The organism is Bradyrhizobium sp. SZCCHNRI20481 (assembly GCF_032485055.1).
Taxonomy (GTDB): domain Bacteria; phylum Pseudomonadota; class Alphaproteobacteria; order Rhizobiales; family Xanthobacteraceae; genus Bradyrhizobium.
In genome coordinates this window covers 61,996-88,325 of record NZ_JAUEUE010000019.1, presented here as the reverse complement: position 1 = coordinate 88,325, position 26,330 = coordinate 61,996, and the positions used below count along the sequence as shown (strand labels likewise).

28 protein-coding genes are annotated in these 26,330 nt (G+C 64.6%); 12 read left to right on the top strand and 16 right to left on the bottom strand.

Features of this window, described 5'->3' with window-relative positions:
• The first annotated feature begins 6 nt into the window (after nt 1–6).
• Nucleotides 7–1,923 carry an adenylyl-sulfate kinase gene (cysC, locus tag QX132_RS27645; RefSeq protein WP_316163344.1) on the top strand — a complete coding sequence of 639 codons (1,917 nt, stop codon included), beginning with the start codon at nt 7–9 and terminating at the stop codon, nt 1,921–1,923.
• 171 nt (nt 1,924–2,094) lie between these two features.
• Here cysC and QX132_RS27640 read toward each other — a convergent pair whose 3' ends face one another.
• Nucleotides 2,095–3,099, bottom strand: coding sequence for a cytochrome-c peroxidase (locus QX132_RS27640; RefSeq protein WP_316163343.1), 1,005 nt, complete (start codon nt 3,097–3,099; stop codon nt 2,095–2,097).
• A gap of 458 nt (nt 3,100–3,557) precedes the next feature.
• Here QX132_RS27640 and QX132_RS27635 point away from each other — a divergent pair, with 458 nt between their 5' ends.
• The 3 genes from QX132_RS27635 (at nt 3,558) to QX132_RS27625 (ending at nt 5,392) form a co-directional block, all read left to right on the top strand.
• On the top strand, nt 3,558–4,283 hold the full coding sequence (locus QX132_RS27635) for an MgtC/SapB family protein (RefSeq protein WP_315734536.1): 726 nt from the start codon (nt 3,558–3,560) through the stop codon (nt 4,281–4,283).
• A gap of 238 nt (nt 4,284–4,521) precedes the next feature.
• Nucleotides 4,522–4,983, top strand: coding sequence for a hypothetical protein (locus tag QX132_RS27630; protein WP_315734538.1), 462 nt, complete (start codon nt 4,522–4,524; stop codon nt 4,981–4,983).
• A gap of 73 nt (nt 4,984–5,056) precedes the next feature.
• Complete coding sequence (locus QX132_RS27625; RefSeq protein WP_316163342.1) at nt 5,057–5,392, top strand: DUF1493 family protein; 336 nt, start codon at nt 5,057–5,059, stop codon at nt 5,390–5,392.
• 42 nt (nt 5,393–5,434) lie between these two features.
• On the opposite strand, the gene QX132_RS27620 is transcribed toward QX132_RS27625, so the two are convergent.
• The 4 genes from QX132_RS27620 to QX132_RS27610 all read right to left on the bottom strand — a co-directional run bounded on the left by QX132_RS27620 (nt 5,435) and on the right by QX132_RS27610 (nt 7,360).
• Nucleotides 5,435–6,133, bottom strand: coding sequence for a GIY-YIG nuclease family protein (locus QX132_RS27620; RefSeq protein WP_316163341.1), 699 nt, complete (start codon nt 6,131–6,133; stop codon nt 5,435–5,437).
• A gap of 121 nt (nt 6,134–6,254) precedes the next feature.
• Nucleotides 6,255–6,581, bottom strand: coding sequence for a DUF4926 domain-containing protein (locus tag QX132_RS33090; protein ID WP_410052899.1), 327 nt, complete (start codon nt 6,579–6,581; stop codon nt 6,255–6,257).
• A 97-nt stretch (nt 6,582–6,678) separates the two neighbouring features.
• A complete protein-coding gene (locus QX132_RS27615) occupies nt 6,679–7,002 on the bottom strand; it encodes a DNA-binding transcriptional regulator (RefSeq protein WP_315734545.1) in 324 nt (107 codons plus the stop codon).
• Entirely contained in the window at nt 6,986–7,360 is a 375-nt protein-coding gene (locus QX132_RS27610; RefSeq protein WP_316163340.1) for a type II toxin-antitoxin system RelE/ParE family toxin, read from the bottom strand. Before QX132_RS27610 ends, QX132_RS27615 begins: the two co-directional genes overlap by 17 nt.
• A gap of 1,093 nt (nt 7,361–8,453) precedes the next feature.
• Here QX132_RS27610 and QX132_RS27605 point away from each other — a divergent pair.
• Complete coding sequence (locus QX132_RS27605) at nt 8,454–10,622, top strand: malate synthase G (protein WP_316163339.1); 2,169 nt, start codon at nt 8,454–8,456, stop codon at nt 10,620–10,622.
• Between the two features lie 72 nt (nt 10,623–10,694).
• Here the strand turns inward: QX132_RS27605 and QX132_RS27600 are convergent, their stop codons facing one another.
• Nucleotides 10,695–10,850, bottom strand: coding sequence for a Thivi_2564 family membrane protein (locus QX132_RS27600; RefSeq protein ID WP_315734551.1), 156 nt, complete (start codon nt 10,848–10,850; stop codon nt 10,695–10,697).
• 174 nt (nt 10,851–11,024) lie between these two features.
• Between QX132_RS27600 and QX132_RS27595 the strand changes: the two genes are divergently transcribed.
• Nucleotides 11,025–13,118, top strand: a complete 2,094-nt coding sequence (locus tag QX132_RS27595; protein WP_315772599.1) for a HAMP domain-containing methyl-accepting chemotaxis protein — start codon at nt 11,025–11,027, stop codon at nt 13,116–13,118.
• A gap of 13 nt (nt 13,119–13,131) precedes the next feature.
• Here the strand turns inward: QX132_RS27595 and QX132_RS27590 are convergent, their stop codons facing one another.
• The gene (locus QX132_RS27590; RefSeq protein WP_316163338.1) at nt 13,132–13,782 is read right to left on the bottom strand and encodes a DUF2865 domain-containing protein; all 651 of its coding nucleotides are present in this window, start codon (nt 13,780–13,782) and stop codon (nt 13,132–13,134) included.
• A gap of 15 nt (nt 13,783–13,797) precedes the next feature.
• On the bottom strand, nt 13,798–14,544 hold the full coding sequence (locus QX132_RS27585) for a L,D-transpeptidase (protein ID WP_316163337.1): 747 nt from the start codon (nt 14,542–14,544) through the stop codon (nt 13,798–13,800).
• Between the two features lie 212 nt (nt 14,545–14,756).
• Between QX132_RS27585 and QX132_RS27580 the strand changes: the two genes are divergently transcribed.
• The 3 genes from QX132_RS27580 (at nt 14,757) to QX132_RS27570 (ending at nt 16,874) form a co-directional block, all read left to right on the top strand.
• Nucleotides 14,757–15,875, top strand: a complete 1,119-nt coding sequence (locus QX132_RS27580; protein ID WP_316163336.1) for an AI-2E family transporter — start codon at nt 14,757–14,759, stop codon at nt 15,873–15,875.
• Nucleotides 15,876–15,955: 80 nt separating this feature from the next.
• Nucleotides 15,956–16,327, top strand: coding sequence for a YqjD family protein (locus tag QX132_RS27575; RefSeq protein ID WP_315734561.1), 372 nt, complete (start codon nt 15,956–15,958; stop codon nt 16,325–16,327).
• A gap of 103 nt (nt 16,328–16,430) precedes the next feature.
• On the top strand, nt 16,431–16,874 hold the full coding sequence (locus tag QX132_RS27570; RefSeq protein ID WP_316163335.1) for a hypothetical protein: 444 nt from the start codon (nt 16,431–16,433) through the stop codon (nt 16,872–16,874).
• A gap of 73 nt (nt 16,875–16,947) precedes the next feature.
• Here the strand turns inward: QX132_RS27570 and QX132_RS27565 are convergent, their stop codons facing one another.
• On the bottom strand, nt 16,948–17,385 hold the full coding sequence (locus QX132_RS27565) for a hypothetical protein (RefSeq protein WP_316163334.1): 438 nt from the start codon (nt 17,383–17,385) through the stop codon (nt 16,948–16,950).
• Between the two features lie 378 nt (nt 17,386–17,763).
• Here QX132_RS27565 and QX132_RS27560 point away from each other — a divergent pair, with 378 nt between their 5' ends.
• Complete coding sequence (locus tag QX132_RS27560) at nt 17,764–18,249, top strand: energy transducer TonB (RefSeq protein WP_316163333.1); 486 nt, start codon at nt 17,764–17,766, stop codon at nt 18,247–18,249.
• A gap of 78 nt (nt 18,250–18,327) precedes the next feature.
• Here QX132_RS27560 and QX132_RS27555 read toward each other — a convergent pair whose 3' ends face one another.
• A complete protein-coding gene (locus QX132_RS27555; RefSeq protein ID WP_315713838.1) occupies nt 18,328–19,131 on the bottom strand; it encodes a response regulator in 804 nt (267 codons plus the stop codon).
• 196 nt (nt 19,132–19,327) lie between these two features.
• Here QX132_RS27555 and QX132_RS27550 point away from each other — a divergent pair, with 196 nt between their 5' ends.
• On the top strand, nt 19,328–19,564 hold the full coding sequence (locus QX132_RS27550) for a NepR family anti-sigma factor (RefSeq protein ID WP_315734569.1): 237 nt from the start codon (nt 19,328–19,330) through the stop codon (nt 19,562–19,564).
• Nucleotides 19,565–20,113, top strand: coding sequence for a sigma-70 family RNA polymerase sigma factor (locus QX132_RS27545; RefSeq protein WP_006612137.1), 549 nt, complete (start codon nt 19,565–19,567; stop codon nt 20,111–20,113).
• 142 nt (nt 20,114–20,255) lie between these two features.
• Here QX132_RS27545 and QX132_RS27540 read toward each other — a convergent pair whose 3' ends face one another.
• From QX132_RS27540 to ureC, 6 genes are all read right to left on the bottom strand, one after another.
• Complete coding sequence (locus tag QX132_RS27540; protein ID WP_315813394.1) at nt 20,256–21,911, bottom strand: HWE histidine kinase domain-containing protein; 1,656 nt, start codon at nt 21,909–21,911, stop codon at nt 20,256–20,258.
• Between the two features lie 292 nt (nt 21,912–22,203).
• Nucleotides 22,204–22,827, bottom strand: a complete 624-nt coding sequence (gene ureG, locus QX132_RS27535) for an urease accessory protein UreG (RefSeq protein ID WP_315753407.1) — start codon at nt 22,825–22,827, stop codon at nt 22,204–22,206.
• Nucleotides 22,828–22,896: 69 nt separating this feature from the next.
• Entirely contained in the window at nt 22,897–23,625 is a 729-nt protein-coding gene (locus QX132_RS27530; RefSeq protein ID WP_409998891.1) for an urease accessory protein UreF, read from the bottom strand.
• Nucleotides 23,606–24,223 carry an urease accessory protein UreE gene (locus QX132_RS27525; RefSeq protein WP_316163332.1) on the bottom strand — a complete coding sequence of 206 codons (618 nt, stop codon included), beginning with the start codon at nt 24,221–24,223 and terminating at the stop codon, nt 23,606–23,608. The genes QX132_RS27530 and QX132_RS27525 overlap by 20 nt, the downstream gene beginning before the upstream one ends.
• Before the next feature lie 27 nt (nt 24,224–24,250).
• Nucleotides 24,251–24,550, bottom strand: a complete 300-nt coding sequence (locus tag QX132_RS27520; protein ID WP_315734580.1) for a putative quinol monooxygenase — start codon at nt 24,548–24,550, stop codon at nt 24,251–24,253.
• A gap of 47 nt (nt 24,551–24,597) precedes the next feature.
• Nucleotides 24,598–26,313: an urease subunit alpha gene (gene ureC / locus QX132_RS27515; protein ID WP_315775470.1), complete on the bottom strand. Its 1,716-nt coding sequence runs from the start codon at nt 26,311–26,313 to the stop codon at nt 24,598–24,600.
• Between the last annotated feature and the right edge of the window lie 17 nt (nt 26,314–26,330).

The following is a 26,330-nucleotide window of genomic DNA, read 5'->3' as shown; positions in this document are numbered from 1 at the left end:
GAGGCGATGAACATGCGAGTCCCGTCAGCCGCCCCCGCCACGCCGAACGGCACCACCCGTCCGCAGGTCCGCATCGTGATCGTCGGCCATGTCGACCACGGCAAGTCGACCCTGGTCGGCCGCCTGCTGCATGAGACCGGCAGCCTGCCCGAGGGCAAGCTCGAAATGCTGCAGGCCGTCTCGGCCCGCCGCGGCATGCCGTTCGAATGGTCGTTCCTGCTCGATGCGCTGCAGACCGAGCGCGACCAGGGCATCACCATCGACACCACCCAGATCCGCTTCCGCACCAATGCGCGCGAGGTCGTGCTGATCGACGCGCCGGGACACGCCGAATTCCTGCGCAACATGATCACCGGCGCCTCGCAGGCCGACGGCGCGGTGCTGATCATCGACGCGCTCGAAGGCGTGCGCGACCAGACCCGGCGCCACGGCTATCTGCTGCATCTGCTCGGCGTGAAGCAGGTGGCGGTCGTCGTCAACAAGATGGACCGCGTCGATTTCAGCGAGGAGCGCTTCGACACGATCAAGGCCGAGATCTCCGCGCATCTCGAGGGCCTCGGTGTCGAGCCGGTCGCGATCATTCCGATCTCGGCGCGCGACGGCGACGGCGTCGCCCAGCTGACCTCGCGGATCGGCTGGTATGGCGGCCCGACCGTGGTCGAGGCGCTCGATGGCCTGGAGCCGGCAAAGCCGCTGTCGAGCCTGCCGCTGCGCCTGCCGGTGCAGGCGATCTACAAGTTCGACGACCGTCGCATCGTCGCCGGCCGCGTCGAGGCTGGCGAGCTCAAGACCGGCGACGAGATCGTGATCATGCCGGCCGGCAAGATCGCCAAGATCAAGACCGTCGAGGGCTGGCCGCAGACGCCGGTGACGGCGCCGCAGGGCGCCGGCCGCTCGGTCGGCATCACGCTCGACCGCGAGCTGTTCATCGAGCGCGGCGACGTCATCGCCCATGTCGGCCGCGAGCCGCAGGCGGCCCGACGCCTGCACGCGCGCATCTTCTGGCTGCACGACCAGCCGCTCGCCAAGGGGGACAGCATCCTGGTGCGGCTCGGCACCCGCGAGGCGCGCGGCAGCGTGGTCGCGATCGAGAAGGCGGTCGATCCGGGCTCGCTCTCCAACGAGCAGAATGCCGCGATCGCGCGCAACCATGTCGGCGAGATCGAGATCGCGCTGACCCAGCCGGTCGCCATCGATCCCTACGCCGAGAACGCGCGCACCGGCCGCCTCGTCATCGAGGTCCAGGGCCGCATTGCAGGCGGCGGTCTGGTGCTCACGGTCGACGCCGGCAAGCGCGCCGCGCCGGTCGACATCATGCCGGTGGAATCGGCGCTGCAGCCGCAGGAGCGCGCCGACCGCTACCGCCACAAGGGCGCGGTGGTGTGGATGACCGGGCTGCCCGGCGCCGGCAAGTCGACGCTGGCGCGTGCGCTGGAGCGGCGGCTGTTCGGCCGCGGCGGCGCGCCCGTGCTGCTCGACGGCGACACCGTCCGCGCCGGCCTCAACAAGGATCTCGGCTTCACGCCGGAGGACCGCGCCGAGAACATCCGTCGCCTCGCCGAGGTCGCGACCCATCTCGCTCGCAACGGCCACATCGCGATCGTGGCCGCCGTGTCGCCCGCGCGCGAGGACCGCGCGGCCGCCCGTCGCGTCGCCGGCGACCTGTTCCGTGAGGTCTATGTCGCGACGGCCGCCGAGATCTGCGAGAGCCGCGACCCCAAGGGCCACTACGCCAAGGCCCGCGCCGGCAATCTGCAGAACTTCACCGGCATCGGCACCGACTACGAGCCGCCGCTCGATGCGGAGCTGGTGATCGACACCGCGACGCGCGGGATTGCGGACGCCACCGACGAGCTCGAGGCGTTGCTGTCCCGGACAGGCATCCTGTTCGACGACATCGCCGATCTCGGCGCCAACATCTGAGGACGCCGATCGGCGTCCTCTCCATTCCCGTCATTGCGAGCGGCTGAGGTGCGCGTCAGCGCGCCTCAGCCGCGATGCAATTCAGGATCTCACATCTCGTCTGGTCGCCCTGGATCGCGTCGCCGCGATGCGGCTCGCGATGACGGTTGAGAGATGGACGAGCCCGCCGCGTCAGAGCGCCCCAACATAGGCGGTGAGATCGTCGAGCTCGGCGTCGGTCGGCAGCCGCGAATCCATCTTTTTGGCATAGACCTCCCACATCAGCTTGACCGCGTCGCGCAGCGAGGCAGTGCGGCCGTCGTGGAAATACGGTGCGGTCGACGCGGCCGCGTGCAGGGTCGGCACCTTGAACTTGCCGCCGGTGCCGATGTCGTCCCGGCTCTTCTTGTCGAAGCTCGGCAGCACGTGGCAGGTGCCGCAGCCGCCATCGCCGACATAGAGCTCATAGCCGCGCTTCACGGCCGCGCTGGCATCGTCCCTCGGCGTGCCGTCGTCCTTGACCTGCCAGTTCGCCGGATAGTTCAGCGTCCGCACATAGGCGACCAGCGCCGCCAGCGTCTCCTTCGCTGGCTCCGGGCCCTTCATGCGGTTGACGATGATGCCGCGGATGCTGTCTTCCAAGGTCGGCGCCTGGCCGGCCCAGCCGAACACCGAGCGCTCGCCGACGCCCCACAGGGTCGGCGTATTCCGGCCATTGGGATCGCCGTCGGCGACCACATCGAGGCCGACATAGGTCTTGTTGTTGGTATGCCCGGTCGAGAAGTGGCAGGTGGCGCAGGACGCCTTGCCACCGTCCGACAGGCTCACGTCGTTGAACAGCGCCAGCCCCTTCGCGGCGGGGTCCGCCTCGGAGAGGGGTGCAGGCGGAGTCGCGGCCGCCCCAACCGTGGTGGGCGGCGCCACGGGCGGCTCGGTCGCTGCAGCGGCGGGCGGGGCCTTCCGCTTCCTTGCTGCCGTGGCAACGTGCCTGACCCTGGGCCTGTGCGCCGTCTCGGCCGCGTGGACGGATTTCGGCTTCAACGCAGCTACGAGCATCTGAAGCAAGGTCGGCTTTCTCTCAACCGCGCGTCCCTCAGCCGCGTGCAGGTACGGTGCTGTCGACTTGTCGGCTGCTAGGGCGGGCAAGGCGAGCAGGCCGAGACACAGGACGACCGACCGCAGCCCAGTGAACGACATGATGCGCCTCCCCCCACCCCTGCTAGATGCAAGTCGTTATCGATAGCTTTTACGTCCGAAGTGGGACTGTGCGGGGGCAATGAATCGGCGCGGGCGGGATCGAGCGACAGCATCGTGCCGGCCTGACCACGTCTCATGGCGAGCAGGTCGCACTATCTTGCGCGAGAGGGCCATCGACCCCGGCTTGATCGACATCGTCGACCGCACACGCCTCACCCGAGGTGCCGCCCGCAGCCTGGCTCAAATTCGGCCTCGTGACGTCACCCGCGACATCGGCGAGCAGAGCGACAGCCGCAGCCAAGCGTGGTCACCTTCTGCCCGAAGAACTACGGAGGAGTGCGCCGGTTCGCTCTTGGACGCCAAGCCTGCCCATGGGGCCGCCGTACGATCTGCAAGCAGAAATTAGCACTTGATCCGCACAGTTCACGGCACGCGCAGCAACGCTGTCGAGGCGCAGGATGGAGCATCTGGCGGCCTATTGGTCGAGGGCAGAACTGGAGACGAACGGGATTCTGCTGCTGCACCTGATGGGTGCAGCGGCCGTCGGCCTGCTGCTGGGCTACGAGCGCACCTATCACGGACGCGCGGCCGGCATGCGGACCTACGCGCTGGTTTGCGTCGCATCGACCTTGTTGACGGCGATCAACGGCTTTCCCGGCAGCTGGTATGGCGGCATGGCGGTGTCGCCGACCGTCTCCGATCCGACGCGCGTGATCCAGGGCCTGATGACCGGCATCGGCTTCCTCGGCGCCGGCGTCATCATCAAGGACGGCTTCACCATCCGCGGCGTGTCGACGGCCGCCTCGATCTGGATGACATCGGCGATCGGCATCATCATCGGCATCGGCTTCTACGGCACCGCGCTTTGCGCCACGGCACTGTCCCTGGCCGCGATGACCCTGCTCGGCAAGGTCGAACAATGGCTGCCGCATCAGACCACGCTGTCGCTGTCGGTCGTCTATCGCCATGGCCTGCAACCGAGCGAGGCCGAACTGCGCGAATGCATGCGGGCCTATGGCTTCGACGTGCTGGACTGGTGCTACGAATACAGCGAGGCGAAGCGGCAATTCCATTTCGAGCTGGTGCTGCAGGCCGCCGGCCGGTTCGAGACCGCCCAGATGGCGCGCGACCTGTCCACGGCCGAGGACGTGGTCGAATTCCGCCTGGCGCCGTCAAGGGCATGAGGGGAGCAGGACGGAAGCATACGGCCGTCGATCGCAACTGGGCCGATCGGACAAGCCAGCGATGTGCCGCCCTCGAATTGGTTGAAGCTCCGGCTCGTCACCTTCGGCGCGTTGTAGCCACAGCAACGGCGATTCACACCGCCCGCCGGTTGGACATGCGACATCCCGGAGAGATCCGCGCATCGCAACGCATGCTATCTTGCGAGTGCTTGCCCTATCTCGCATATGGAGTCGCTCGATGTGGAAGGCGCTTTGGCGGACATGGACGATCGACAGACCCGCCCTCCTGGGTGACTGGTTGTGGGACGTCTTTGTCGTCCAGCTCGCGGCCTTCCTGGACCGGCTGACGCTGCGGCGGATCATCGCCTTCCTGCCGGTCATCATCCTCGTTGTGGCATATTATCACAGCATTCCGATCCCGCCCGAATTGATGCTGGTCGGCGATATCCTGGCCTATATCGATGTCTTCTCCGTCCTGCTCCTGGTCGGCATCCTCAGCCGCCTCACGACGATCCTGTTTCTCATCAAGCAGGCGACCGCGTCGATCGGACGCCTGGCGAACAGCCTGGCGACAGCGGCGCGCCGCTTGGATGGCCGGCATCGGCGCGAGCGCGGCACAAGCGTCCGGAGGCCCGTGACCAAGGGATCCAACAAGGAAAGCGACGGTCCGGCCATCGTGATTGGGATGGCGTGGGCATAGATCCATTGTTGCGTAGGAGGGCAAAAGCGACTTTGGCAGTCGGCGCGTGGCAGCATGCAGAGTCAGGCACGAGATGATGCAACAGACAACAGACCTGCTCCGTCAATCCGTCCTGCAGTTCGTCGCGGCGCAGACGACGACGCGCAGGCCGCTCTTCGACGAGACCGACGTCGCCCGCGACCTCGGCGTGGACGGCGAGGATGCGCGCGAATTCCTGCTTGCATTTCAACGGCAGTTCGAAGTCGACCTGCCCGACTTCGCGTTCGACCGTCATTTTGGACCGGAGGGCTTCACGTTGACCGGGTTTGTCCTACGGCTTCTCAGCTTGCGCCACCTACGGCAGCCCTTGACGATCGGAATGCTGGTCGAGGCGGCACGGCTCAGGCGGTGGCCTCACAACGGCGCGTAGCCGGGATGAACGGGGCGACATCCAGTGCCTGACGATGATGCGCTACTGGTATCTTCGCTTCTTAAACGCCGCTACGTCCGCGTTAGTCAGCTTAAACCACTCACCGTTCGCTCGCTTGTCTACGAAGCGACGATGCCAATATGCCTCGATGCCTGCGGGATCATCGGTGCGGATCGAGTGAACAAGCGTTGCGGCTTCGGGAAGAGCGATACGAATTTCTTTGACTCGGCGTTCCAATTCATCGCTGCGGCCAATTTTGTAGTGGGTACCGGATTTTATGAGGTAAACTAGACCTTCCCTCGAGTTGGTCGGAGTTTCGGCCTCCACTTTCTGGCCGAGCATCTGGACGATATCGTCGTATCCCGACCTGCCCTCCAACCATGCCCTGAGGTTCGAGATCAATCCCTCTTTTGATCCAAAATAAGAGTGGATTGCCTTCTCGTTCGGGAAGTCCTCGCGCTGCCGCCTGAACATCCGAATTTCCATAATGGTCGGCAGCCGCTTATAGTATCGGGCCGCTTCCACGAAGCTCGCCAGAATATGATCGGCCTCAGACTTACCTTGAAACTTGTTCGCCGCGTAGCCAGCCTCGGCTAGGGCATCACTCCAACGAGCCCAATACAGGCCGCGCCAAGTCCCCTCGGTAATGCCGGTTGCGCTCTCGAACGCGCGAACACCTTGAGCCTGACCGCCGTTAGCCTCCGCAAGTCTCTCTATTTCACTCAAGATTCTGGCGCGCATTGTCAATTTCTACAATTTATCGAGTCTGCTGCGAGAATACTCTATTTGAGGCCCGCTTGAGTAAGCAAGATTGCGCTGCAAACTCCACAGACCGTAGAGCCGGCGAGACGACGCGCGCCGATCATTTCAGTCGCCAATCACTTCGAGCAGGCACCGCGTGTCGCGAGAGCTCACGCGCGCTCCCCTTCACGAACCATCCTTCGTATGGGATCATCAACTCGATGTCCTCAGGCACGACGTCATAAAGCCCGGCATGCTCTCCGTCAGAAAAGAACTCGACCAGATATGCCGGCGGCCTGGAACGATGATCGATCACGATGGTACCTTGCGCGCCGATCGGAAGAGGTATGGTTGGCACCAACCTCCGAAGACGAACGACGTCGTACTCCCTGAACAGCCGCTTCCGCCGCCGGAGGCTCGCAAGGCAGGCTCGGAAAGTGCGGAACACGTGTAGCTCCGTATCAGCAACAGCGATACCGAAGGCCAGACCTATATATCGCCCCGTTCACGCTGGTTTAGCCGCCCGCCACGAGGTACTGACTGCATCAGGCGAGGATCTTCAACCCGTGCTTCTGGACGATTGTCAGCAGCTTGAGCGCCATGCCGCTCGGCCGCTTGGCTCCAGTCTCCCATTTCTCGATGGTGCTTTCGCTCGTATTGAGATATCGGGCGAACACCGGCTGACTGACATTGTTGGCCTCACGGAGCCGCTTGATCTGAGCAGGCTTCATTTCACTGGCGACGGCTAGATGACGGGAATCGAAGTCCCGCATCGTCGCCTTGTCGAGCGCGCCGACTTTGTGAAGCATCGTGGCGGACGAATGAAGCGCTTCCGAGAGGTCGCTCTTGAACCTATTTTTTTTCGTCATGACAGATCTCCACCAAGTCTTCGTCCGCCAGGAGTTGCGCGAGTTGTGCGCTATTCAATGCGGTATAGCTCTTTGCGAGAGTTCGGAAGTCTTCCAGCTCATCATCGTCGATGTTCGCTCTATCCTTCTTGGCGAATAGATATTCGTAGATCCAGTATCGACCGCTCTTGGCGAGGATGATGCTCCGGTGCATGTTCTTGTTCAGACGCTTCTTGAAGACCCCACCTCCCAGATCGTCAGCCTGGCCCTTGATGACTGCCTCGACGGCCTCGCAGAGCTCGATGTCCCTGATACGAGCCTTGCGTGCCGCCTTCGAGAACCATGCGGTTTTGAAAACTCGCTTGAATTGGCCAGCCATGGTTTTATATAGCACCAGGTGCTACAGATTTCAACGCGTACCTCTCGCACGGAAAAGCCTGTTTCCCTCGTCCGGCCAAGCTGATTTGCCCTATCCAGTCCTCGGCCCAAAAATATTCCTCTTTCCTTTTTTCCGAATTCATGCTTATCTCTGCGCATCCCGTCCCACACGAGGGACAGTTCGCGACCGTCACGGACGTCGGGTGCGGGATGCGGTGGGCGCTTTGGGCTGCGGCGTGAGCAATCATGTCGACGGACAGTCCCGAGGCGCACGGCCAAGCCGTGGGGTCCTGGCATCCCGATGCTGATGCCACGCTTGCGATGACGCCAATGCGTCGCGCGGGCAACGGCGACCAGAAAGCCCGGCGCACCGGGGAGACCACGGAGCAACCGTAGAGCCATCGCGCAGGGAAGGCCGGATGTCCGGCTCGTACCTGTGGTTCCTGCCGCCTGCATTTTTTTCTGCAGGCGGGCCATGGGTGCAGCCTGCACCCGGCCTTCCCTGCGCCTCTCGTCATCGAGGGGCGGCACGTCAGCAAAGCTCGGACGCGATCACGCGCCGCGAGGACGAAGTCGCATGAGCCATCACCTCCACGAGCGATCACCTTCGTTGAGTTGTCCGCAGCCGTTTGGTGTACCTCGGAACGCCATTTGCGGCACGCTTTGCGTTGTCACCCTCCCCTGGAGGGGGAGGGTCGGCGCGCGTCGCGGCAGCGATGCGCGGCGGGGTTGGGTGATGCCACGCGCACCGGCGCTCGTGGAGAGATCACCCCACCCCGCCTCGCATCTCGCTTCGCTCGTTGCGGGTCGACCCTCCCCCTCCAGGGGAGGGTCGCAGCGTGCCCGATCCGAGAGCTCCGCACGGTTGTGGGCTCGCGGCCGAACTCTGAGGCGGTCCTGCGAAATTACTTGGCATCACTCCGCCCGGAACCAGCCCGCCTGTCCGCTGCCCCCCGACCAACTGCGATACCCCTCCCCCCTTTCGTGGCCCCCGCTTTGGCGCTAAATGCACTGCACACGCCGCCTTCGAGGCGGCCATTTCAGCACGCCAAGACACGCGCAACGTCGCCCTTATTCGAGAGAAACGTCTCATCATGACTCGTATCGACGCCCATGGACTGAAGATCGCCCCCGTCTTGTTCGACTTCATCGCCAAGGAGGCCACGCCGAAGACCGGGATCGATCCGGACGCATTCTGGGCCGGCCTCAGCGCGATCCTGCGCGATCTCGCCCCGAAGAACCGCGAGTTGCTCGCCCTCCGCAATGCCCTGCAGGACAAGATCGACGCTTGGCACCTCGCCAACAAGGGCAAGGCCTTCGACCTCGGCGCCTACACCGCGTTCCTGAAGGAGATCGGCTACCTGCTGCCGGAGCCCGCGACCCACAAGGTCGAGACCGCCAATGTGGACGAGGAGATCGGCAAGATCTGCGGCCCGCAGCTGGTGGTGCCGCTGACCAATGCCCGCTACGCGCTCAACGCGGCGAATGCGCGCTGGGGCTCGCTGTATGACGCGTTCTACGGCACCGACGCCATCCCGCACGATCCGAGCGAGTCCGGCAAGGGCTACAACAAGGCCCGCGGCGACAAGGTGATCGCCAAGGCCAAGGCGTTCCTCGACGCCGCCGTACCGCTCGCCACCGGCAGCCACACCGACGTGACCGCCTACAGCGTGATCGCCGGCCAGCTCTCCGCCAAGCTGAAGAGCGGCAACGCCACCGCGCTCAAGAACGCCGACCAGTTCGCCGGCTACCAGGGCTCGGCCGACGCCCCCTCCGTGGTCCTGCTCGCCAACAACGGCCTCCACGTCGAGGTCGTGATCGACCGCAGCCACATCATCGGCAAGGACGATCCGGCCGGCGTCTCCGACATGATCCTGGAGGCCGCAGTCTCGACCATCCTCGACATGGAGGACTCGGTCGCCGCCGTCGACGCCGAGGACAAGGTGCTGGTCTACCGCAACACGCTCGGCCTGATGAACGGCACGCTGTCGGCCGATTTCGAGAAGGGCGGCAAGACGCTCACCCGCGCGCTGAACAGCGACCGCAGCTACACCACGCCGTCCGGCGGGACGCTCACCTTGCACGGCCGCAGCCTGCTGCTGATCCGCAATTGCGGGCACCACATGTTCACCGACGCCGTGCTCGACGCCAAGGGTGAGGAGGTGCCGGAGGGCATTCTCGATGCCGCCGTCACCGGCCTCCTGGCGATCCACGACCTCAAGAGCAACTCCAAGGTTAAGAACAGCCGCACCGGCTCGATCTACATCGTCAAGCCCAAGATGCACGGCCCGGACGAGGTGGCGCTCACGGTCGAGCTGTTTTCGCGCGTCGAGAAGCTGCTCGGCCTGCCCGAAAACAGCATGAAGGTCGGCATCATGGACGAGGAGCGCCGCACCACGGTCAACCTCAAGGCCTGCATCCAGCAGGCGTCCAAGCGCATCGTCTTCATCAACACCGGCTTCCTCGACCGCACCGGCGACGAGATCCACACCTCGATGGAAGCGGGTCCGATGATCCGCAAGAACGAGATGAAGGCGCAGCCCTGGATCAAGGCCTATGAGGACTGGAACGTCGATATGGGCCTGATCGACGGCCTGCCCGGCCATGCCCAGATCGGCAAGGGCATGTGGGCGGCGCCGGACAAGATGGCGGACATGCTGGCGCAGAAGGTCGGCCACCCGCAGGCGGGCGCCACCACCGCCTGGGTGCCGTCGCCGACAGCAGCGACGCTGCACGCCTTGCACTATCACCAGGTCAACGTGCACGCCCGCCAGGACGAGCTCGCCAAGGGCGGACCGCGCGCCAAGCTCGGCGACATCCTCACCATTCCGGTGTCGCAGTCGAACTGGGCACCGGACGACGTGCGCCAGGAGATCGACAACAACTGCCAGGGCATCCTCGGCTATGTCGTACGCTGGATCGACCAGGGCGTCGGCTGCTCCAAGGTGCCTGATATCCACGACGTCGGCCTGATGGAGGACCGCGCCACCTTGCGGATCTCCAGCCAGCATCTCGCCAACTGGCTTCACCATGGGGTCGTCACCAAGGAGCAGGTGATGGATTCGCTGAAGCGCATGGCCGTCGTCGTCGACAAGCAGAACGCCAGCGACGCGCTGTATCAGCCGATGGCGCCGTCGTTCGACGGCGTCGCCTTCAAGGCAGCCTGCGACCTCGTGTTCGAGGGCCGCACCCAGCCGAACGGCTACACCGAGTACATCCTCACCGCGCGGCGGCGCGAGGCCAAGCAGAACGAGAAGGCTTAGGCCCGACGTCACAAAGCCCCGGCGATCCGCCGGGGCTTTTTTTGATCAGCGAGAGGTAACATGATCCTCAGATCATATGACCGCGATGTAGCGAAGCAGCGAGATCACGCCGAGCACGATCACGACGACGCGGCAGATCTGCTTGGCCCGGCCGTCGATCGGCAACAGATTGATCAAATACAGAATGAGGATGACGACGAGGAAGGTGACGAGAGCACTGATGAGCATGGGAGTCCCCTGGGAGATGAAGAATGCGCTGGCGCTGTGGAGCTAACCCGCTCGGCGGCTTGCAGTTCCCGGGTCGGAACTTTGGCCACTCCGTTTTCTCCGTAGTTCCACGGACCCACCTCGCATTCAGTTCTTTACCGGTTTGCGGTCGAATGCCGGGAACCGGAGATCAAAATGTTGAATCGCCTGACCATTTCTTCATTGCTGAAGACGGTCATCGCCACCGCCGCCCTCGCCGTCGTCGCCCTCTTCTCGCTGAACGCCTGGAATTCCTGGAGCAGGCTGCAATCTGCCCAGCGGATCGCACGCGTTGCCGAAGTCTCGGGCGTCTTGTTCAAGGCCATGAACAGCATGCGCAGCGATCGTTCGACCACGATCCGCGTGCTGAATGCCGATCAGGCCATGGACGGCGACACCGAGAAATTCCTGCGCTCCGCCCGTGGCATCTACGTCCCTGCGCTGGACCGCAGTCTCGATCTGCTGCAAGGCATCGACTTCCAACAGAACCAGAGCCTGGTTGCCGACCTCGACCGGCTCAACAAGACGCTGACCGCGGAGCACAGCGAGTTCTGGACCGAGATCGTCAAGCCGAAGGCGGCCCGCCGCGCCGGCCTGCCCAAGGAGTATGGCGAGACGTTCGACGCGCTGCTGGTCCTGCTCGACAAGATCACGGTCAATATCGCCGCCAGCGTCAATCATCAGAGTGCGACCGTCGATCAGCTATTGATGATCAAGCAGATGGCCTGGCTGATGCGCAACACGGCTGGTGAAGCATCGCTCGTCGTCAGCAATGCGCTGACGGCCGGCAAGGTGTCGCCCGAAGCGGTGCTGGCCTACACCAAGCAGGTCGGCGGCGTCGATGCCGCGTGGAAGGCGGTCCAGCTCGCCACCTCCGGCATGAGCTTGCCGCCGGCGCTCTCCGCAGCGATGTCGGGCACGGAGCAGGCCTATTTCACGCCGGAGTATGCCGGCCTGCGCGAACGTCTGCTGGCAGCGGTGCAAAAGGGCGAGAAGCCCGAGCTGACGCCATATCAGTGGAGTCCGTTCTCCGTGAACAAGATGACGAGCGCGGTCGCCCTGGCCGAGGCGGCGCTCGACGCGGCCAAGGACCATTCCAGCGCGCAGCAGAGCACGGCGATGGAGTCTCTGATGCTCCAGCTGACGCTACTGCTCCTGGCCGTCGCACTGGGCGGCGCAGCGATCGCCGCCGTGAGCGGCCGGGTGATCCGGCCGCTGCACCGGATGCGCGATGCCATGCTCGCGGTCGCGGGCGGCGATCTCGGCGTCGACACCGGCTACACCCAGCGGCAGGACGAGATCGGCGCGCTTGCCAACGCGCTCGAGACGTTCAAGCAGCAGGCCAAGGACAAGCTCGCGATCGAGGCCCAGGAGCGCGAGCGCAACGCCGCGACAGTTGCGCGCCAGCGCGCGATCGAGTCCTACGTCGCGGAGTTCGAAAGTCTGGTGCGCGGGTCGCTGGAGCAGCTCGGCCAGGCCTCCACCGACATGCAGGCCACGTCGGCCGGCCTCACCAACGTGTCGCGGCAAACCAACACCCGCGCCGAGGTCGCCGCGAGGGCTTCGAACGACGCCTCGATGAGCGTGCAGACGGTCGCCTCCGCGGCGGAGGAGCTGAATGCGTCGATCGCGGACATCTCCAAGCAGGCTTCCCATGCCGCCGGCATCGCCAGCCGCGCGGTCGAACAGGCCCGCATGACCGACGACACGGTGCAGGGGCTGGCGCAATCGGCGAACCGGATCGGCGAGGTTGTCGGGCTGATCAACAGCATCGCCTCGCAGACCAATCTGCTGGCGCTGAATGCCACCATCGAGGCGGCGCGCGCCGGCGAGGCCGGCAAGGGCTTCGCCGTCGTCGCCTCCGAGGTGAAGACGCTCGCGAGCCAGACCGCGAAGGCGACCGACGAGATTTCCGAGCAGATCGCCGACATTCAACGTGTCGCCAATGACGCGATCGACGCCATCAAGCGGATCGGCGGCATCATCGGCGAGGTCAACGAGGTGGCGACCGCGATCGCCGCTGCCGTGCAGGAGCAAGGCGCGGCGACACAGGAGATCTCGCGCAGCACCCAGTTCGCTGCAGATGGCACCAAGAACGTCTCCGACAACATCACCGGCGTGAAGTCGGACGCAGACGCGGCTGCGGCCGCCGCCGACAACGTGCGCAATGCCTCAGAGACGCTGGAGAGCCAGAGCAGAAATCTTGGTCATCTGGTCAGGGACTTCCTCAGCAAGATCCGCGCCGCCTGACGGTCTCGCAGGATCAGTCGGACGCCATCACCGGCGCGCGCTCATACTTCGCGCGCAGCGCCGCGGGCGCCGGCGAGAAGTTCAGCTCGGCGCGCTTGCCGCTGCTGGTCCGGTTGGTGACCTTGAGGCCGTCGTCGCTGGCAACGACGTCACCCTTGCGCAAGGTCGGATCGTTGGCGATCGACACCTTGGCGAGGCCGAAATGGTCCTTGCCGTTGCAGGTGCAGCCGTCGACGATTTCGGTGCGATACTTGAATGCGTTGGGCAGCGCCGAATACGGCTTGCCGCCATCCGTCTCGGCGCCGTCGATCGAGCTGCCATAGACGATCTCGGTCTTGGCCGCCGGGCAGAAGCTGTTGCAGGCGGCCTCCTTGCTCTGGTCACCGGTGGCGCCGAGCGGGAAATAGCGGCCATCACAGGTGCGCACGCACCACGCGGTGCTGCCGCCACCGGAATAGACCGGCTGGCTGCGCGGCGCTGGACGCTGCACCGGCGGCGCCTCGTCGGCGAACGGCATCCGGGGCGCTTGGCGCTGCGGCGCATTGAAGCCGCCGAACAGCGCGGAGATAAAATCCTGCGCTCCCGCCGTGGTCGGCGCTGCCAACGCGCCCGCGGTTGCCATGGTTGCCACTGCGGTGGCAGCGAGGGCACGTCGGCCGTTCATGACACAACTCCCCGCTTAATTGACGGCCGCAACCGGCAGCGACATCGCCTGCCGCCCCGACGGCAGCGACGTCACGCGCGGCGCACGGCCGGCATTGGTGCGCGCCTGCAGCGAGGCGGCTTTCGGCAGCACGACGACCTTCGTCCCCACCTGCACCCGGCTGAACAGGTCGGAGACGTCCTCATTGGTCAGGCGGATGCAGCCCGACGACACGAATTTGCCGATTGTCGTGGGATCGTTGGTGCCGTGGATGCGATACTCGCTGGAGCCGAGATACATGGCCCGCGCGCCGAGCGGATTGCCCGGGCCGCCGGCCATGAAACGCGGCAGATAGGGCTGCCGCGCGATCATCTGCGCCGGCGGATGCCAGTCCGGCCACTCCGCCTTGCGTGTCACGGTCTGCACGCCGGCCCAGGTGAAGCCTTCGCGCCCGACGCCGACGCCGTAGCGCAATGCACGGCCGCCGCCGAGCACGTAGTACAGATAGGTGTTGCTCGTATCGATGATGATCGTCCCCGGCGCTTCCCGCGTATCGAGGTTGACGATCGTGCGGCGCAGACGGTCCGGCAGCCGGCTGTCCTCATCCTGCACCGCAGATGCCGTCGCCTCGTCCGGCGGAAATGCCTGCTGCTCGACCGACGCATATCCGAGAATCTGGGCGTGAGATGCAGTTGCACCTGCGAGCAAGAGGACCGCGACGCCGGCGATCAGCGAAGCCGTCCGCCGCGAATTGCGGCGATGGCCGGAAGCGAGCTGTGTCATGGAATGCCCCTGTCATGCGAGCATCGCGGTGCGATGCGTGATTACCTTCCAAACGCCGAACGTCTCGTCGTAGTTCCGGCTTCGGTGTGGTCGCCCTGCGTCAGTCAAGCGTGTGAGCTCTCACGTTTGCGCGACGGAACCGGATGCCCCCCCGGCTGTTAGATGACAAGTCACGCGAGCTGTGCGCGAACGACTCGATCGGGAGATTCATGGTGCGTGTACTTCCCACCGAGCGGCTGCTCGCCAGCGGGAACGACGATTCAGCCCTGAATGAAAGTCGCCAAGAATTACCTTCCGTGATCAGACGGGTTGACGTCGTCGCCATCGCTCTCATCATCCTCACGGCCGTCTGCGTGACGGGTGTCCTCTATGTCGCCCGGGGATTTTTTCTCCCGATCGTGATGGCGTTCGTGGTCGGCACCATGCTGTCGCCGGCCGCCAACTTTCTCGAACGCTTCCACGTGCCGCGCGGTGTGGGCGCCGTGCTGATCGTGCTCGCGGTTGCGGCAGGGCTCGCCTTCATCATCGGCCTGATCTCGGCGCCGGTGCTGGACTGGACCAATCGCCTTCCCGAGCTTGCCGCCACGCTCAAGTCGAAGCTGCACGTCTTCGATCGGCCGCTGGCGCTGTGGCACGAAATGCAGGCGGCCATCGGCGGCGGAAGCGCACCGGCCTCGGCCAGCCTGGAGCTGCCCAAATTCGATTGGGTTCAGCCGACGATCGAATTCCTGTCGCCGACCTTCACCGAATTCCTACTGTTCTTCGCCACGCTCGTGCTGTTCATCGCAAGCTGGCGCGATCTACGGCGGGCGCTGATCATGACCTTTGGTGATCACGAGGTCCGGCTGCGGACGCTCCGCATCCTCAACGAGCTCGAGCTGCACCTCGGCAACTACCTCCTGACGGTGACGCTCATCAACACCGGTGTCGGCATTGCAGCCGGCCTTGCCTGCGCCATCGCCGGCATGCCCAATCCCGCCGGCCTTGGGGCGCTTGCGGCGACGCTGAACTTCATCCCCATCATCGGGCCCATCGCGATGTTCGCGGTGCTCGTCCTGGTCGGCGCAATCGCATTCCCGACCTTGAGCGCCGGCATGGTCGCGCCCGCCATCTTCGCCGTGATCACCTTCATGGAAGGCCACTTCGTCACGCCGACCATCATCGGCAGGCACCTTGCGCTCAACGCACTCGCGGTGTTCATCGCGCTGGCATTCTGGACCTGGCTGTGGGGCCCGATGGGAGCCTTCCTCGCCTCGCCGCTCCTGATCGTCGCCCTCATCGTGAAGGAGCACCTGCTGCCGGACGATTCGCCGCAACTGCCGTCAGACTAATTCGGTTTCCACCGTCGGAACTTCGGCCGAGACGCAGCGTTTGTCGAGCAGACGCAATCACCTTGCTCCGGGAGCTTGCCATGCCACCGACTGACGGTGAGACCGCCCTGAAGGATCTCGTCGACAAAGCGAACTACGAACGCCTGCAGAAGGATGTCCACGCCGTGAAAAACGATATCGCAGCCCTCACCGAACAGATCACCGATGCGCTCAATGCTTTCGCGGGGCAGGCCAGCAAGCAGGCCCGCAGCGGCTATCGCCAGGCACGCGACAACGTGGACCAGACGTTCGACGACATGTCCGAGCGGGGCACCGCGATGTTTGGTGCAGCCCAGGATGCCGCAAACTCACTCGAGGAGCGGCTCGAGGACGTGATCTCCCATCGCCCACTTGCCACCGTGGGTCTTGCGCTCGGACTTGGATTCCTCATCGGCGCCGCTTGGAGACGCTAAGCGGCGGCCCCTGAAATCCAGAGGCTTGTCTTGTTTCGGCGCCGCGTCTTCGGCGCCGATTTGAGTTTGTTGCGCAGAAGAATGAGACGCCGAGGGTATTGACATGCTGCAGCGCCTGATTGCGGACTTCCAGGAATCGACCGGGCATGCCGTTCGGCTCACGTCGCTCGCGATCGCTGCAGCGGTCGGACTGTTCGTCACCACGAGCTTTCTGTGCGCCGCAGCTTTCGTCGCCGTTCTGAATCGATACGGGCTCGTGGCCGCGTGCCTCACCGGTGCCGCCATCTTCTTCGTGGTGACGTTGGTCGCCGCAATGAGCTACATGGCGCGCAAGCGCGCGATCGCGATCCGTGCCGCGCGGACCGCGGAAACGGCGCGGTCCGCAGTCCAGTCCGCTTTTGCAGACCCGATGTTGCTGGCGAGCGGCCTGCAGATCGTCCGCATGATCGGCATCAAACGGCTGATTCCCATTCTGGCTGTCGGCGGTCTGGCGCTCGGATTCATGGTCAGCCGCCAAGCGGTGGAGGAGCAAACGCCTGCGGAGTGAGGGCTGCCCCGACCGTCATTGCCCGGCGTTGATCGCCTGCTTACGCCTCGGACCGGGCGCGGCGCTGCTGTAGCTAAGTCACACACCGTCCCGGTTGCAGGCGCTTGGCGATCTCCGTCAGCACCGACACCGACGGCTCGCAGGCCACCGGGTGCTTGGCGGCCTTCTCGTTGCCGGTGGTGATGAGCTGCGATCCCTGCGGCGACGGCGGGGAGCCCGCGCTTACACCCATGGGGGTGACGGGGAGCCGCACCAGGAAGGAGGTATCCGCGAAAGCAGCCAGCTTGATCGATACAGTCTGTGACGGCGCCGCAGTACCGTTTTGGTTGGCGCGGTCAGACTTGGCGGCCCGGTTCACGTCATTCGCTGTTGCGACGATCGTCTCGCGAGTGGTGTTCTGAACCGCCAGGCTGACGCCAAGATCATGGCCGGAAGCCAGTTGCATTGCGCCTACGAGCATGGCGGACGCCGCAAGCGAACCCAAAACGGCAACTTTCTTGGTCTGCGACATGTCTCTGCTCCCCTCGCCGCAAGGCGATCGGCATACCAACGTAAGTCGCAGGAACCGGGTTCTCGGTCGGGCAAATCACTTAACCGTGTGTAAACTGCGGCGACATTCTTCAGCTTTATGGCGTCAAAAAATTCGGTCTCACACGGAACGACTTTTCGGGTCACGCGTCATCTCGGCAGCCGGTTATTCCCCCTGCCCCATTGACCGGCGACGCGGGGCACCGCCGTGGTGATGCCGGCGGTGCCCCGCATTCTTTTCTGATCCGCCCTTCCGGTCAGATCGCGGCCCCGACATTCGCGGCGCTTTATCCCCTTTTCGTCCCGGTTATATGTTGAAGCAGCGCGGCTGCGTTCATGGTCCGCGCGCGTGGGGGCAGGGATGCTGAGCTCGCTGGATCGCGTCGGCGTATGGAGAGGGTTTGGACTGGCGCTGGTTCTCGTTTGCCTGTTTCCCGGGATTGCAGCGGCCGACGGCGCCAGGGACACTTGGATCAAGAACCTCGTCGCACAATTGAAGGTTCAGCGTCGCTATCCGCTGCAGGCCTCGGATCAGGGCGGGACGGCCAAGGTCCTGTTTCACATCGACCGCGAAGGCCACCTGATCTCGGCGGTGCTGGCCGAAACGACCGGTGACCCCGCGCTCGACCAAGAAGCGCTCGCCATGGTGGAGCGAGCCCAACCATTTGCGCCACCGCCGCCGGAACTGGCGGACGGCGATCTCACTTTTCTCGTGCCGATCGTGTTCGCGCCTCGACGGACGTCCGCAATCATCCGGCTTGAGGAGACAACGTTGAAGCTCCAAGAGACCAAGCCGAATGACGCGACGCTGAAGGCACGGCTCGACGGCGTGTGCCGCGGCTGCTGATCTCGTCTTCGATGCTGCAACGAAATCCGGCGCGCTCCGTGAGGAACGCGCCGGGGCGACGTTGTGCGCGCGGCTTGATCAGGCCGCCGGCTTGGGCATCCTGTTGCGCGAGTTGCGCTGGAAGAAAAGAGCCTGGCTGGCGACTGCCGACACCATGGCCGGCTGGAACGGCTTGGAGATCAGGAACGCCGGCTCGGGCCGCTCACCGGTGAGGAAGCGCTCCGGATAGGCGGTGATGAAGACCACCGGAACCTCGAAGGTGCGCAGCAGCTCGTTCACGGCATCCAGGCCGGACGAACCATCGGCGAGCTGAATATCAGCCAGGATCAGACCGGGCTTCTTGTTCTTGGCGAGAGCCACCGCGTCGGCATGGGTTCGCGCCACGCCGATGACGTTGTGGCCGAGATTCTTGACCAGGCTCTCGAGGTCCATCGCGATGAAAGTCTCGTCCTCGATGATCAGCACATCGGTAGCGATTTCGGCAGCGAGCTCCCGTCCGGCGGCATCCGCCAGCCGGCGGGTTTCGGCAACGTCGATATCGAGGATGAAGGCCACTTCCTCCTCGGGAAAACCCTCGAGCGAGAGCAGCAGGAAGGCCTGGCGTGGCAAGGGCGTGATGTTGGAGAGCCGCCGCTCCGGCGGCATCGGCAGGGTCGCCACTTCGGCGTCGTCGTTGAGGGCCACCGAGTTCCAGATCTGCGTGAACAGCCGGAACAGCGCAGCCCGCGGTCCATAACGCTCGTCCAGCAGAGCCGGATCCTGAATCAGGGCCTCGAGCATCGCTCCGACATAGGCGTCTCCGGAACCCTGGCTGCCAGTGAGGGCCCTCGCATACCGGCGCAACAGCGGCAAATGTTCAGCAACAAGCTGTGATCGGCTCATCCCCACTCCATTCGGTCATCTGGGCTTCCCGCCCGGGTTCCATCATGGGCTGATTACGCCCGAACCGACGAAAAGTTCCCCAAACCCGTGGAACTTTTGTCGCCCCGTCGCATTAGTTCCCGGCAGACCCTCTCGGTGGCGAGAATAATTCTTGAAGCTTCAGGGACTTAACTCTCGGGGAAACGTGGAAAAGGTCATGAAAGATGTAAAGTCTCAAGCCAGCAAGAATGCGGCACCGCGCAAGCCCGGCGGACTGAACGCGGAAATTCAATCCAGGATCGGTCATCAACTCCGCGCGATGTACGACGACGTCGTCCGTCAGGGAGTGCCGGACCGCTTCGCGGAGTTGGTGCGGAAGCTTGATGCGCCGGCAGCACAGTCCCACGTGGAAAACGGCGGGGGATCCAACGACCAAACCGACGGGAGGGAGTGAATGCCTCTCACTGATTCCTTGCGGGACGATATCCTCGCGGCCGTCCCCAGCCTTCGCGCATTTGCGATTTCCTTAAGTGGTAACAGCGATCGCGCCGACGACTTGGTGCAGGAAACCCTGCTCCGGGCGCTGGCCAACATCGACTCGTTCCAACCGGGATCGAATCTGCCTGCCTGGCTGTTCACGATCCTGCGCAACCTGTTCCGCTCCGACTACCGCAAACGCCGGCGCGAAGTGGAAGATGCCGAAGGCAACTACGCCAAGACGCTCAAGACGCACCCCTCGCAGGGCGCGCATCTTGAGTTCGAGGAGTTCCGTGCGGCACTCGAGAAGCTGCCTCAGGACCAGCGCGAGGCACTGATCCTGGTCGGTGCATCGGGCTTCTCCTACGAGGATGCGGCAGCGATCTGCGGCTGCGCGGTGGGCACCATCAAGAGCCGCGTGAACCGCGCGCGCTCGAAGCTGGCAGCGCTGCTCTATGTCGAAGGCGCCGAGGATTTCGGCCCCGACGAAACCGTGCGGGCGGTGATCGGCGGCAGCGGCGGCTGATCAGCCAAGCCGTCGCAAACAAGCCAGCAAAGAGGCGGCTCCCGAAAGAGCCGCCTCTTCTTGTTGTTGAACTTGTTGTTGTTGAACAGTTTCGCCGGGCATCGTGCGCCTTGATATCCTGTTCACTGACGAGCCCGGCGAGCTATCGCGGCGGATGCACCGGCGCGGAGAACTGCTCGGTGCGGTCGCGCTCGGTCATGTCGATGACGGTCTCCATCGGAGCGGTCAGCTCATAGACATAGCTCGCCTCGGTGAAGAAGCGTTTTGACGTGCCACCGAGTGCTTCCGGCGCAACGCGATCGAGCAGGATCAGTCCGAAATCGCTGTCGGGCCGCCGCGTCGCTTCACTGGTATTCAATTCCTCCCAACGGAAGTGGAAGACGGCATTCGGCTCTTCGCCCGTCACCTCCCATCTGGCGGTGATGTGCGGGTGCTTTCCCACCAGCGAGAGGCCCTCGTCCGAGTGCGAGGCGAGTTCGAAGAACAGCAGCGAAAGGCTCTGCGCGGCACGCGCGCTCACGGTGATGTCGGGTCCGTTGACCGCAATCCTCTCGGCATGCGGGATGGCGCGAGCTTCGAACAGCCCGCGCAGCTGCACGCCTTGCCACTGGCTCTCGCTGAGCAGCGTGACGACGTTCGACATCGCATGGATCCGCCCGATCAGCAGCTCGCGCGCGACGTCCATGTCGCTGCCATGACGCAGCGTTCGCGTCACGATGGACTGGATCACCGCCAGGATGTTCTTGACCCGGTGGTTCAGCTCGTCGATGACCGCCGTCAGTCGGCGCTCGAAGCCGATCCGCACCTGGATTTCGCGGCTCAGGCGCAGATTGTTGTAGGCGACGTAGCCGAACAGGCCGCAGATGATGCCGGTGAGCGCCATCCCGATGACGCCGACGATCGCCGCGGTCTGTTGCGCACGCCGGACCGCATTGCTCTTGGCGTAATAGACCAAGGACCAGTCGTGATTGCCGAAGGCCACGGTGCGGGTCGACGACGGAGCAGGATCGTCCGGCCCGCGGGTCCGGCTCGTCACCGCTCCCTGATCATTGGCAACCAGCTCGTCCGACGCGTTGCGCGGGTCCTTCAACGCCACCGAGAACAACGACAGATCGTCATTGGTAAGCAGCAGCGGCCCGATCTCGTACGAAAACGTCACGAAGCCCGCCGGTGCAGTCGCGCCTTGCGGGACGACCGGGGCTGCCAGCACGATCCCGATCGGACCATCGCTCCGCACCAGCGGGGTGGGATCGGACGCAACCGGCTTGCCCTCAGCCATGGCCCGCGCGAGCATCGGTCCGACGATCGGCTGCCGGTCGAGGGCAATACCGGGAAGCTTGGAGGTCTCGGCATTGCGTGGCTCGAGATCCATCAGAACGTCCAACGGACGATCGACGTTCGGCCCGAGCGGCATGTCGTCGAAATTGCGAATGGTCGGATTCGGGAAGCCAGCCTGGCGCAGCTCGGCTTGCGCGATGGGGAGCTCATCCGGCCGCAGCCGTGCGATCCACGATGCCACCACGAAGTCGGTCTTGAACGCGTAGATCGACGATCGCAGCGGCTCCAGCATGTTGGCCTTGATCACGGAGGGAGCGCGGAACAGCCCGGAGGCCACCCGGGCCAGCAGCTCACGTTCGGTCAGCCGGTCCTGCACCAGGCTGGCATGGACGTCGATGGCGCGGGCCAGCGCAATGCGATCGAGCGCCAGCTCCTGGTCATGTACGCGGTAGGCAGCCAAGCCGGATAGCGCCGTCCCGAGCAGCGCGATCAAACCGATGATGACACCCAGCCGGAGCACTCGTTCACTCTGAAGTAAAGGGTTGGCGAAGGAGGAGACGAGTCATCCAATAACCGGGCCTGCAACTCAAGGACGCACCTCGGGCGATCGGAAGTGATCGGAGCGATCAGCGGATAGCGATCCCAGGATACCGGTGCATCGGCGCCGAGACGCCTTGGGCAAGGCGCACCCCGGGTCGAGGCAACACCCGAGGGCTCAAGTTGTTCCGGCCGGATGAGGCTTTTTTGCGTCGGTCATTGCAGCAGACGCATCGAGCAACGAAGAGCCGTGCGACGCAGATCAGTCCCCGCGCTCAGGCCGACGGCTTCAGACCGCCCTTGGCTTCGATGAAGCCGATGATCCGGTCAAGCCCCTGGCTCTTCTTCAGGTTGGTCATGACGAAGGGCCGTGCGCCGCGCATGCGCTTGGCATCCGTCTCCATCTTCTCCAGAGAAGCGCCCACATGGGGCGCCAAGTCAATCTTGTTGATCACCAGAAGGTCGGAGCGGGTGATACCCGGCCCGCCCTTCGACGGGATCTTGTCGCCCGCCGCGACGTCGATGACATAGATCGTGATGTCGGCCAGTTCCGGCGAGAACGTTGCCGCGAGGTTGTCGCCGCCGGACTCGATCAACACCAAGTCGAGCCCAGGAAACTTCGCGCGCATGTCGGCCACGGCTGCGAGGTTCATGGACGCGTCCTCGCGGATCGCGGTGTGCGGACAGCCGCCGGTCTCCACGCCGGCAATACGATCCGGGGTCAGCGATCCCGAGCGAACGAGAAACTCCGCGTCCCACTTGGTGTAGATGTCGTTGGTGATCGCGGCGATGTCGTAGTTCTCCCGCATCGATTTGCACAGGAGATCCATCAGCGCAGTCTTGCCGGATCCGACCGGGCCACCGACGCCGACGCGGAGCGGACCGTGAGACGATGCCATGTCATCTACCCTTCTATCGTTCGCGCGACCGCGCGGGGCCGTGATCGGAGCAACCCTTGCCCCGCTTCATCACGACCGAAACAGCCTTGTATATTGCGTCTCGTGATGAAGGCTGGCGAGATCGGCGCGGAATGTTGCGCCGCCGATGTCGTCGAGCGAGGCGAGCAGAGCGCGGTCCGCCGTCGCGGCGACGACAGGTTCCAATGCGGCGAGCACGCGCTGGCTGTCGGTCTGCCCCAACGGTACGAGACGGCTGCCGGCGGAAATCCAGTTCGACGTGACCGCGTGCAGAAAGCCGTGCAGCAGGGCCGCCAGAGGAACGCCATGAAGCGCGCCGACCAGCCCCACGGCGACCGGGTAGACGATCGTCTCGCATTGCGCCACCGCCTCGTCGAGACCTGCGCTGTTCCAGGCTGACCGTGCGATCTCGACGAAGGCACGGCCCTGCGCGGTGGTTTCGAGCTGACGTTCGCGCGACGGTACGAAAGCCGCCGCGAGCTCGGCCACCTCGCGGAGGCTGGTCCTGTCGTCCAGCTCGACCGCGCGATACGCGTGCGCGAGGAAAGCCGCATCGCAGAAGCCGGAGCCATTGGTCAGCATCGTCGCAAGCCAGCCGCGCAGCCCCGCCGCATCGCCGATGTCGCCCGCCTCGACGGCCCATTCGATGCCGCTCGAATAGGAGAAGCCGCCGATCGGAAACGCCGGCGACAGCCACGTCAGCAGCCGATACAGCGCGGCCGAATCCGCGGCGCTGATCGAGGCCGGCCGAAGCTCCGGCTCATTTGTGCTCGTGAGCATGGGAATGACCGTGATCGTGATGGTCATGGCCGCAGTGCTCGTCATGCACGTGATGATCATGCGCGTGGCCGTGGTCATGGCCGTGATGCGCATGATCGTGCCCGGCATGATCGTGATGATGATCGTGGCCGTGTTGATCATGATCATCATCGCCATGCGCATGGCTCGGCTCGGCGTAAGCACCGCCTTCCGGATCGAACGGCGCCTCGATCTCGATGACACGCGCGCCGAGACCCTTGACCATGGCCTCGATCACGTGGTCGCGGCGGATGCGCAGGCTCTTGGCCAGGATCTGCGTCGGCAGGTGCCGGTTGCCGAGGTGCCAGGCCAGCCGCACCAGGTGATGCGGATCAGCGGCGCGGATCTCGAGCAGCGGCTCGGCCGCCGCGACGACCTCGATCAGCCGGCCGTCCTCCAGCACCAGCGCATCGCCACCGCGCAGTGCGGTGGCGTGCTCGAGGTCGAGCAGGAACTCCAACCCGCGCGTTCCGGTCATGGCCAGCCGCCGCCGATGCCGGTCGTCGAAATCGAGCAGGACGGAATCGGCGGCAGCCTCTTTCCAACGATGCTGCCCAAACACGCGTGTCGCGCGGATCATGCTGAAACCCTCATTCTCTTTTTCCGCTCAGCGGACATCGACCTTCTCAGGCGTGATGATCTCGATCTTCGGCGGGGCCGACATGCATTTGACCGCGACGCGCCCGAACGTCTTCATGTGCTCGGTCGCGCGGTGCGGCACCAAGGCCTCGGCGTTCTCCCACTGCTCGACGAACACCATCTTGCTCGGATCGGTGACGCTCTCATGCAAATCATAGGCGATATTGCCGGGTTCTTTGCGGGTCCCCGCAATGCAGGCGGTCGCAGCGGCGATGAATTCCGCACGGGTTTCGGGCTTGATGGTCAAGGTGGCAACGACATAGATCACGAACTCGTCCTCCCGGTACTTTTCTGGTTCTGGTACCGGGCGGAAGCTTAGTACATGAAGTAGCGCTGCGCCATGGGCAGCACCTCGGCCGGCTCGCAGGTCAGGAGCTCGCCGTCGGCGCGCACCTCATAGGTCTCCGGATCGACCTCGATGTTCGGCGTCGCATCGTTGTGGATCATGCTCTTCTTCGAGATCCTGCCGCGGGTGTTCTGCACTGCGTAGAGCTTCTTCGAAAGGCCAAGCTTGCGGGCGAGTCCGCCGGTGACGGCCGCCTTCGAGGTGAAGATCACGGACGATGCCGTCAGCGACTTGCCGAAGGCGCCGAACATCGGCTGGTAATGCACCGGCTGCGGGGTCGGGATCGAGGCGTTGGGATCGCCCATCGGCGCGGCGACGATGGTGCCGCCCTTGATGACACAGTCCGGCTTGACGCCGAAGAAGGCGGGCGACCACAGCACGAGGTCGGCGAGCTTGCCCTTTTCGACCGACCCGATCAGCTTCGACACGCCATGCGCGATCGCCGGGTTGATCGTGTATTTAGCGATGTAGCGCTTGACGCGGAAATTGTCGTTGTCCTTGCCCTTGTCTTGCGGCAGCGCGCCGCGCTGCTTCTTCATCTTGTCGGCGGTCTGCCACGTCCGGATGATGACCTCGCCGAGCCGGCCCATCGCCTGCGAATCCGACGACATCATCGAGAGCGCGCCAAGATCGTGCAGAATGTCCTCGGCTGCGATCGTCTCCTTGCGGATGCGGCTTTCGGCAAAGGCGAGGTCCTCGGCAATGGACGGATCGAGATGGTGGCAGACCATCAGCATGTCCAGATGCTCGTCGATCGTATTGCGCGTGAACGGCCGGGTCGGATTGGTCGAGGACGGCAGCACGTTCTTCAGGCCGGCGACCTTGATGATATCAGGCGCGTGCCCGCCGCCGGCGCCTTCGGTGTGGAAGGCGTGGATGGTGCGGCCCTTGAAGGCCTTGATCGTATCCTCGACGAAGCCCGACTCGTTCAGCGTGTCGGAGTGCAGCATCACCTGGACGTCGTAATCGTCGGCGACCGAGAGACAATTGTCGATCGCCGCCGGCGTCGTGCCCCAGTCCTCGTGCAGCTTCAGCGCACAGGCGCCGGCCTTGACCATCTCGACCAGCGCCGCGGGGCGCGAGGCGTTGCCCTTGCCGGAGATGCCGAGGTTCACAGGAAACGCATCGAACGACTGCATCATCCGGCCGATGTGCCACGGGCCGGGCGTGCAGGTGGTCGCGAAGGTCCCGTGCGAGGGGCCGGTGCCGCCGCCGAGCAGCGAGGTGACGCCACTCATCAGCGCGTGCTCGATCTGCTGCGGGCAGATGAAGTGGATGTGGCTGTCGAAGCCGCCGGCGGTGAGGATCTTGCCCTCGCCTGCGATCACGTCGGTGCCCGGGCCGATCACGATGGTGACGCCGGGCTGGATGTCCGGATTGCCGGCCTTGCCGATCGCAGAGATCATGCCTTCCTTGATCGCGACGTCGGCCTTCACGACACCCCAGTGATCCACGATCAGCGCATTGGTGATGACCGTGTCGGCGGCGCCCTGCTTGTTGGTCGCCTGCGACTGGCCCATGCCGTCGCGGATCACCTTGCCGCCGCCGAACTTCACCTCCTCGCCGTAGGTGGTGAAGTCCTTCTCGACCTCGATGATCAGGTCCGTGTCGGCGAGCCGGACCTTGTCGCCGGTGGTCGGGCCGAACATGTCGGCATAGACGGAACGCTTGATCTTGACGGACATCGATGGCCCCCACTCAG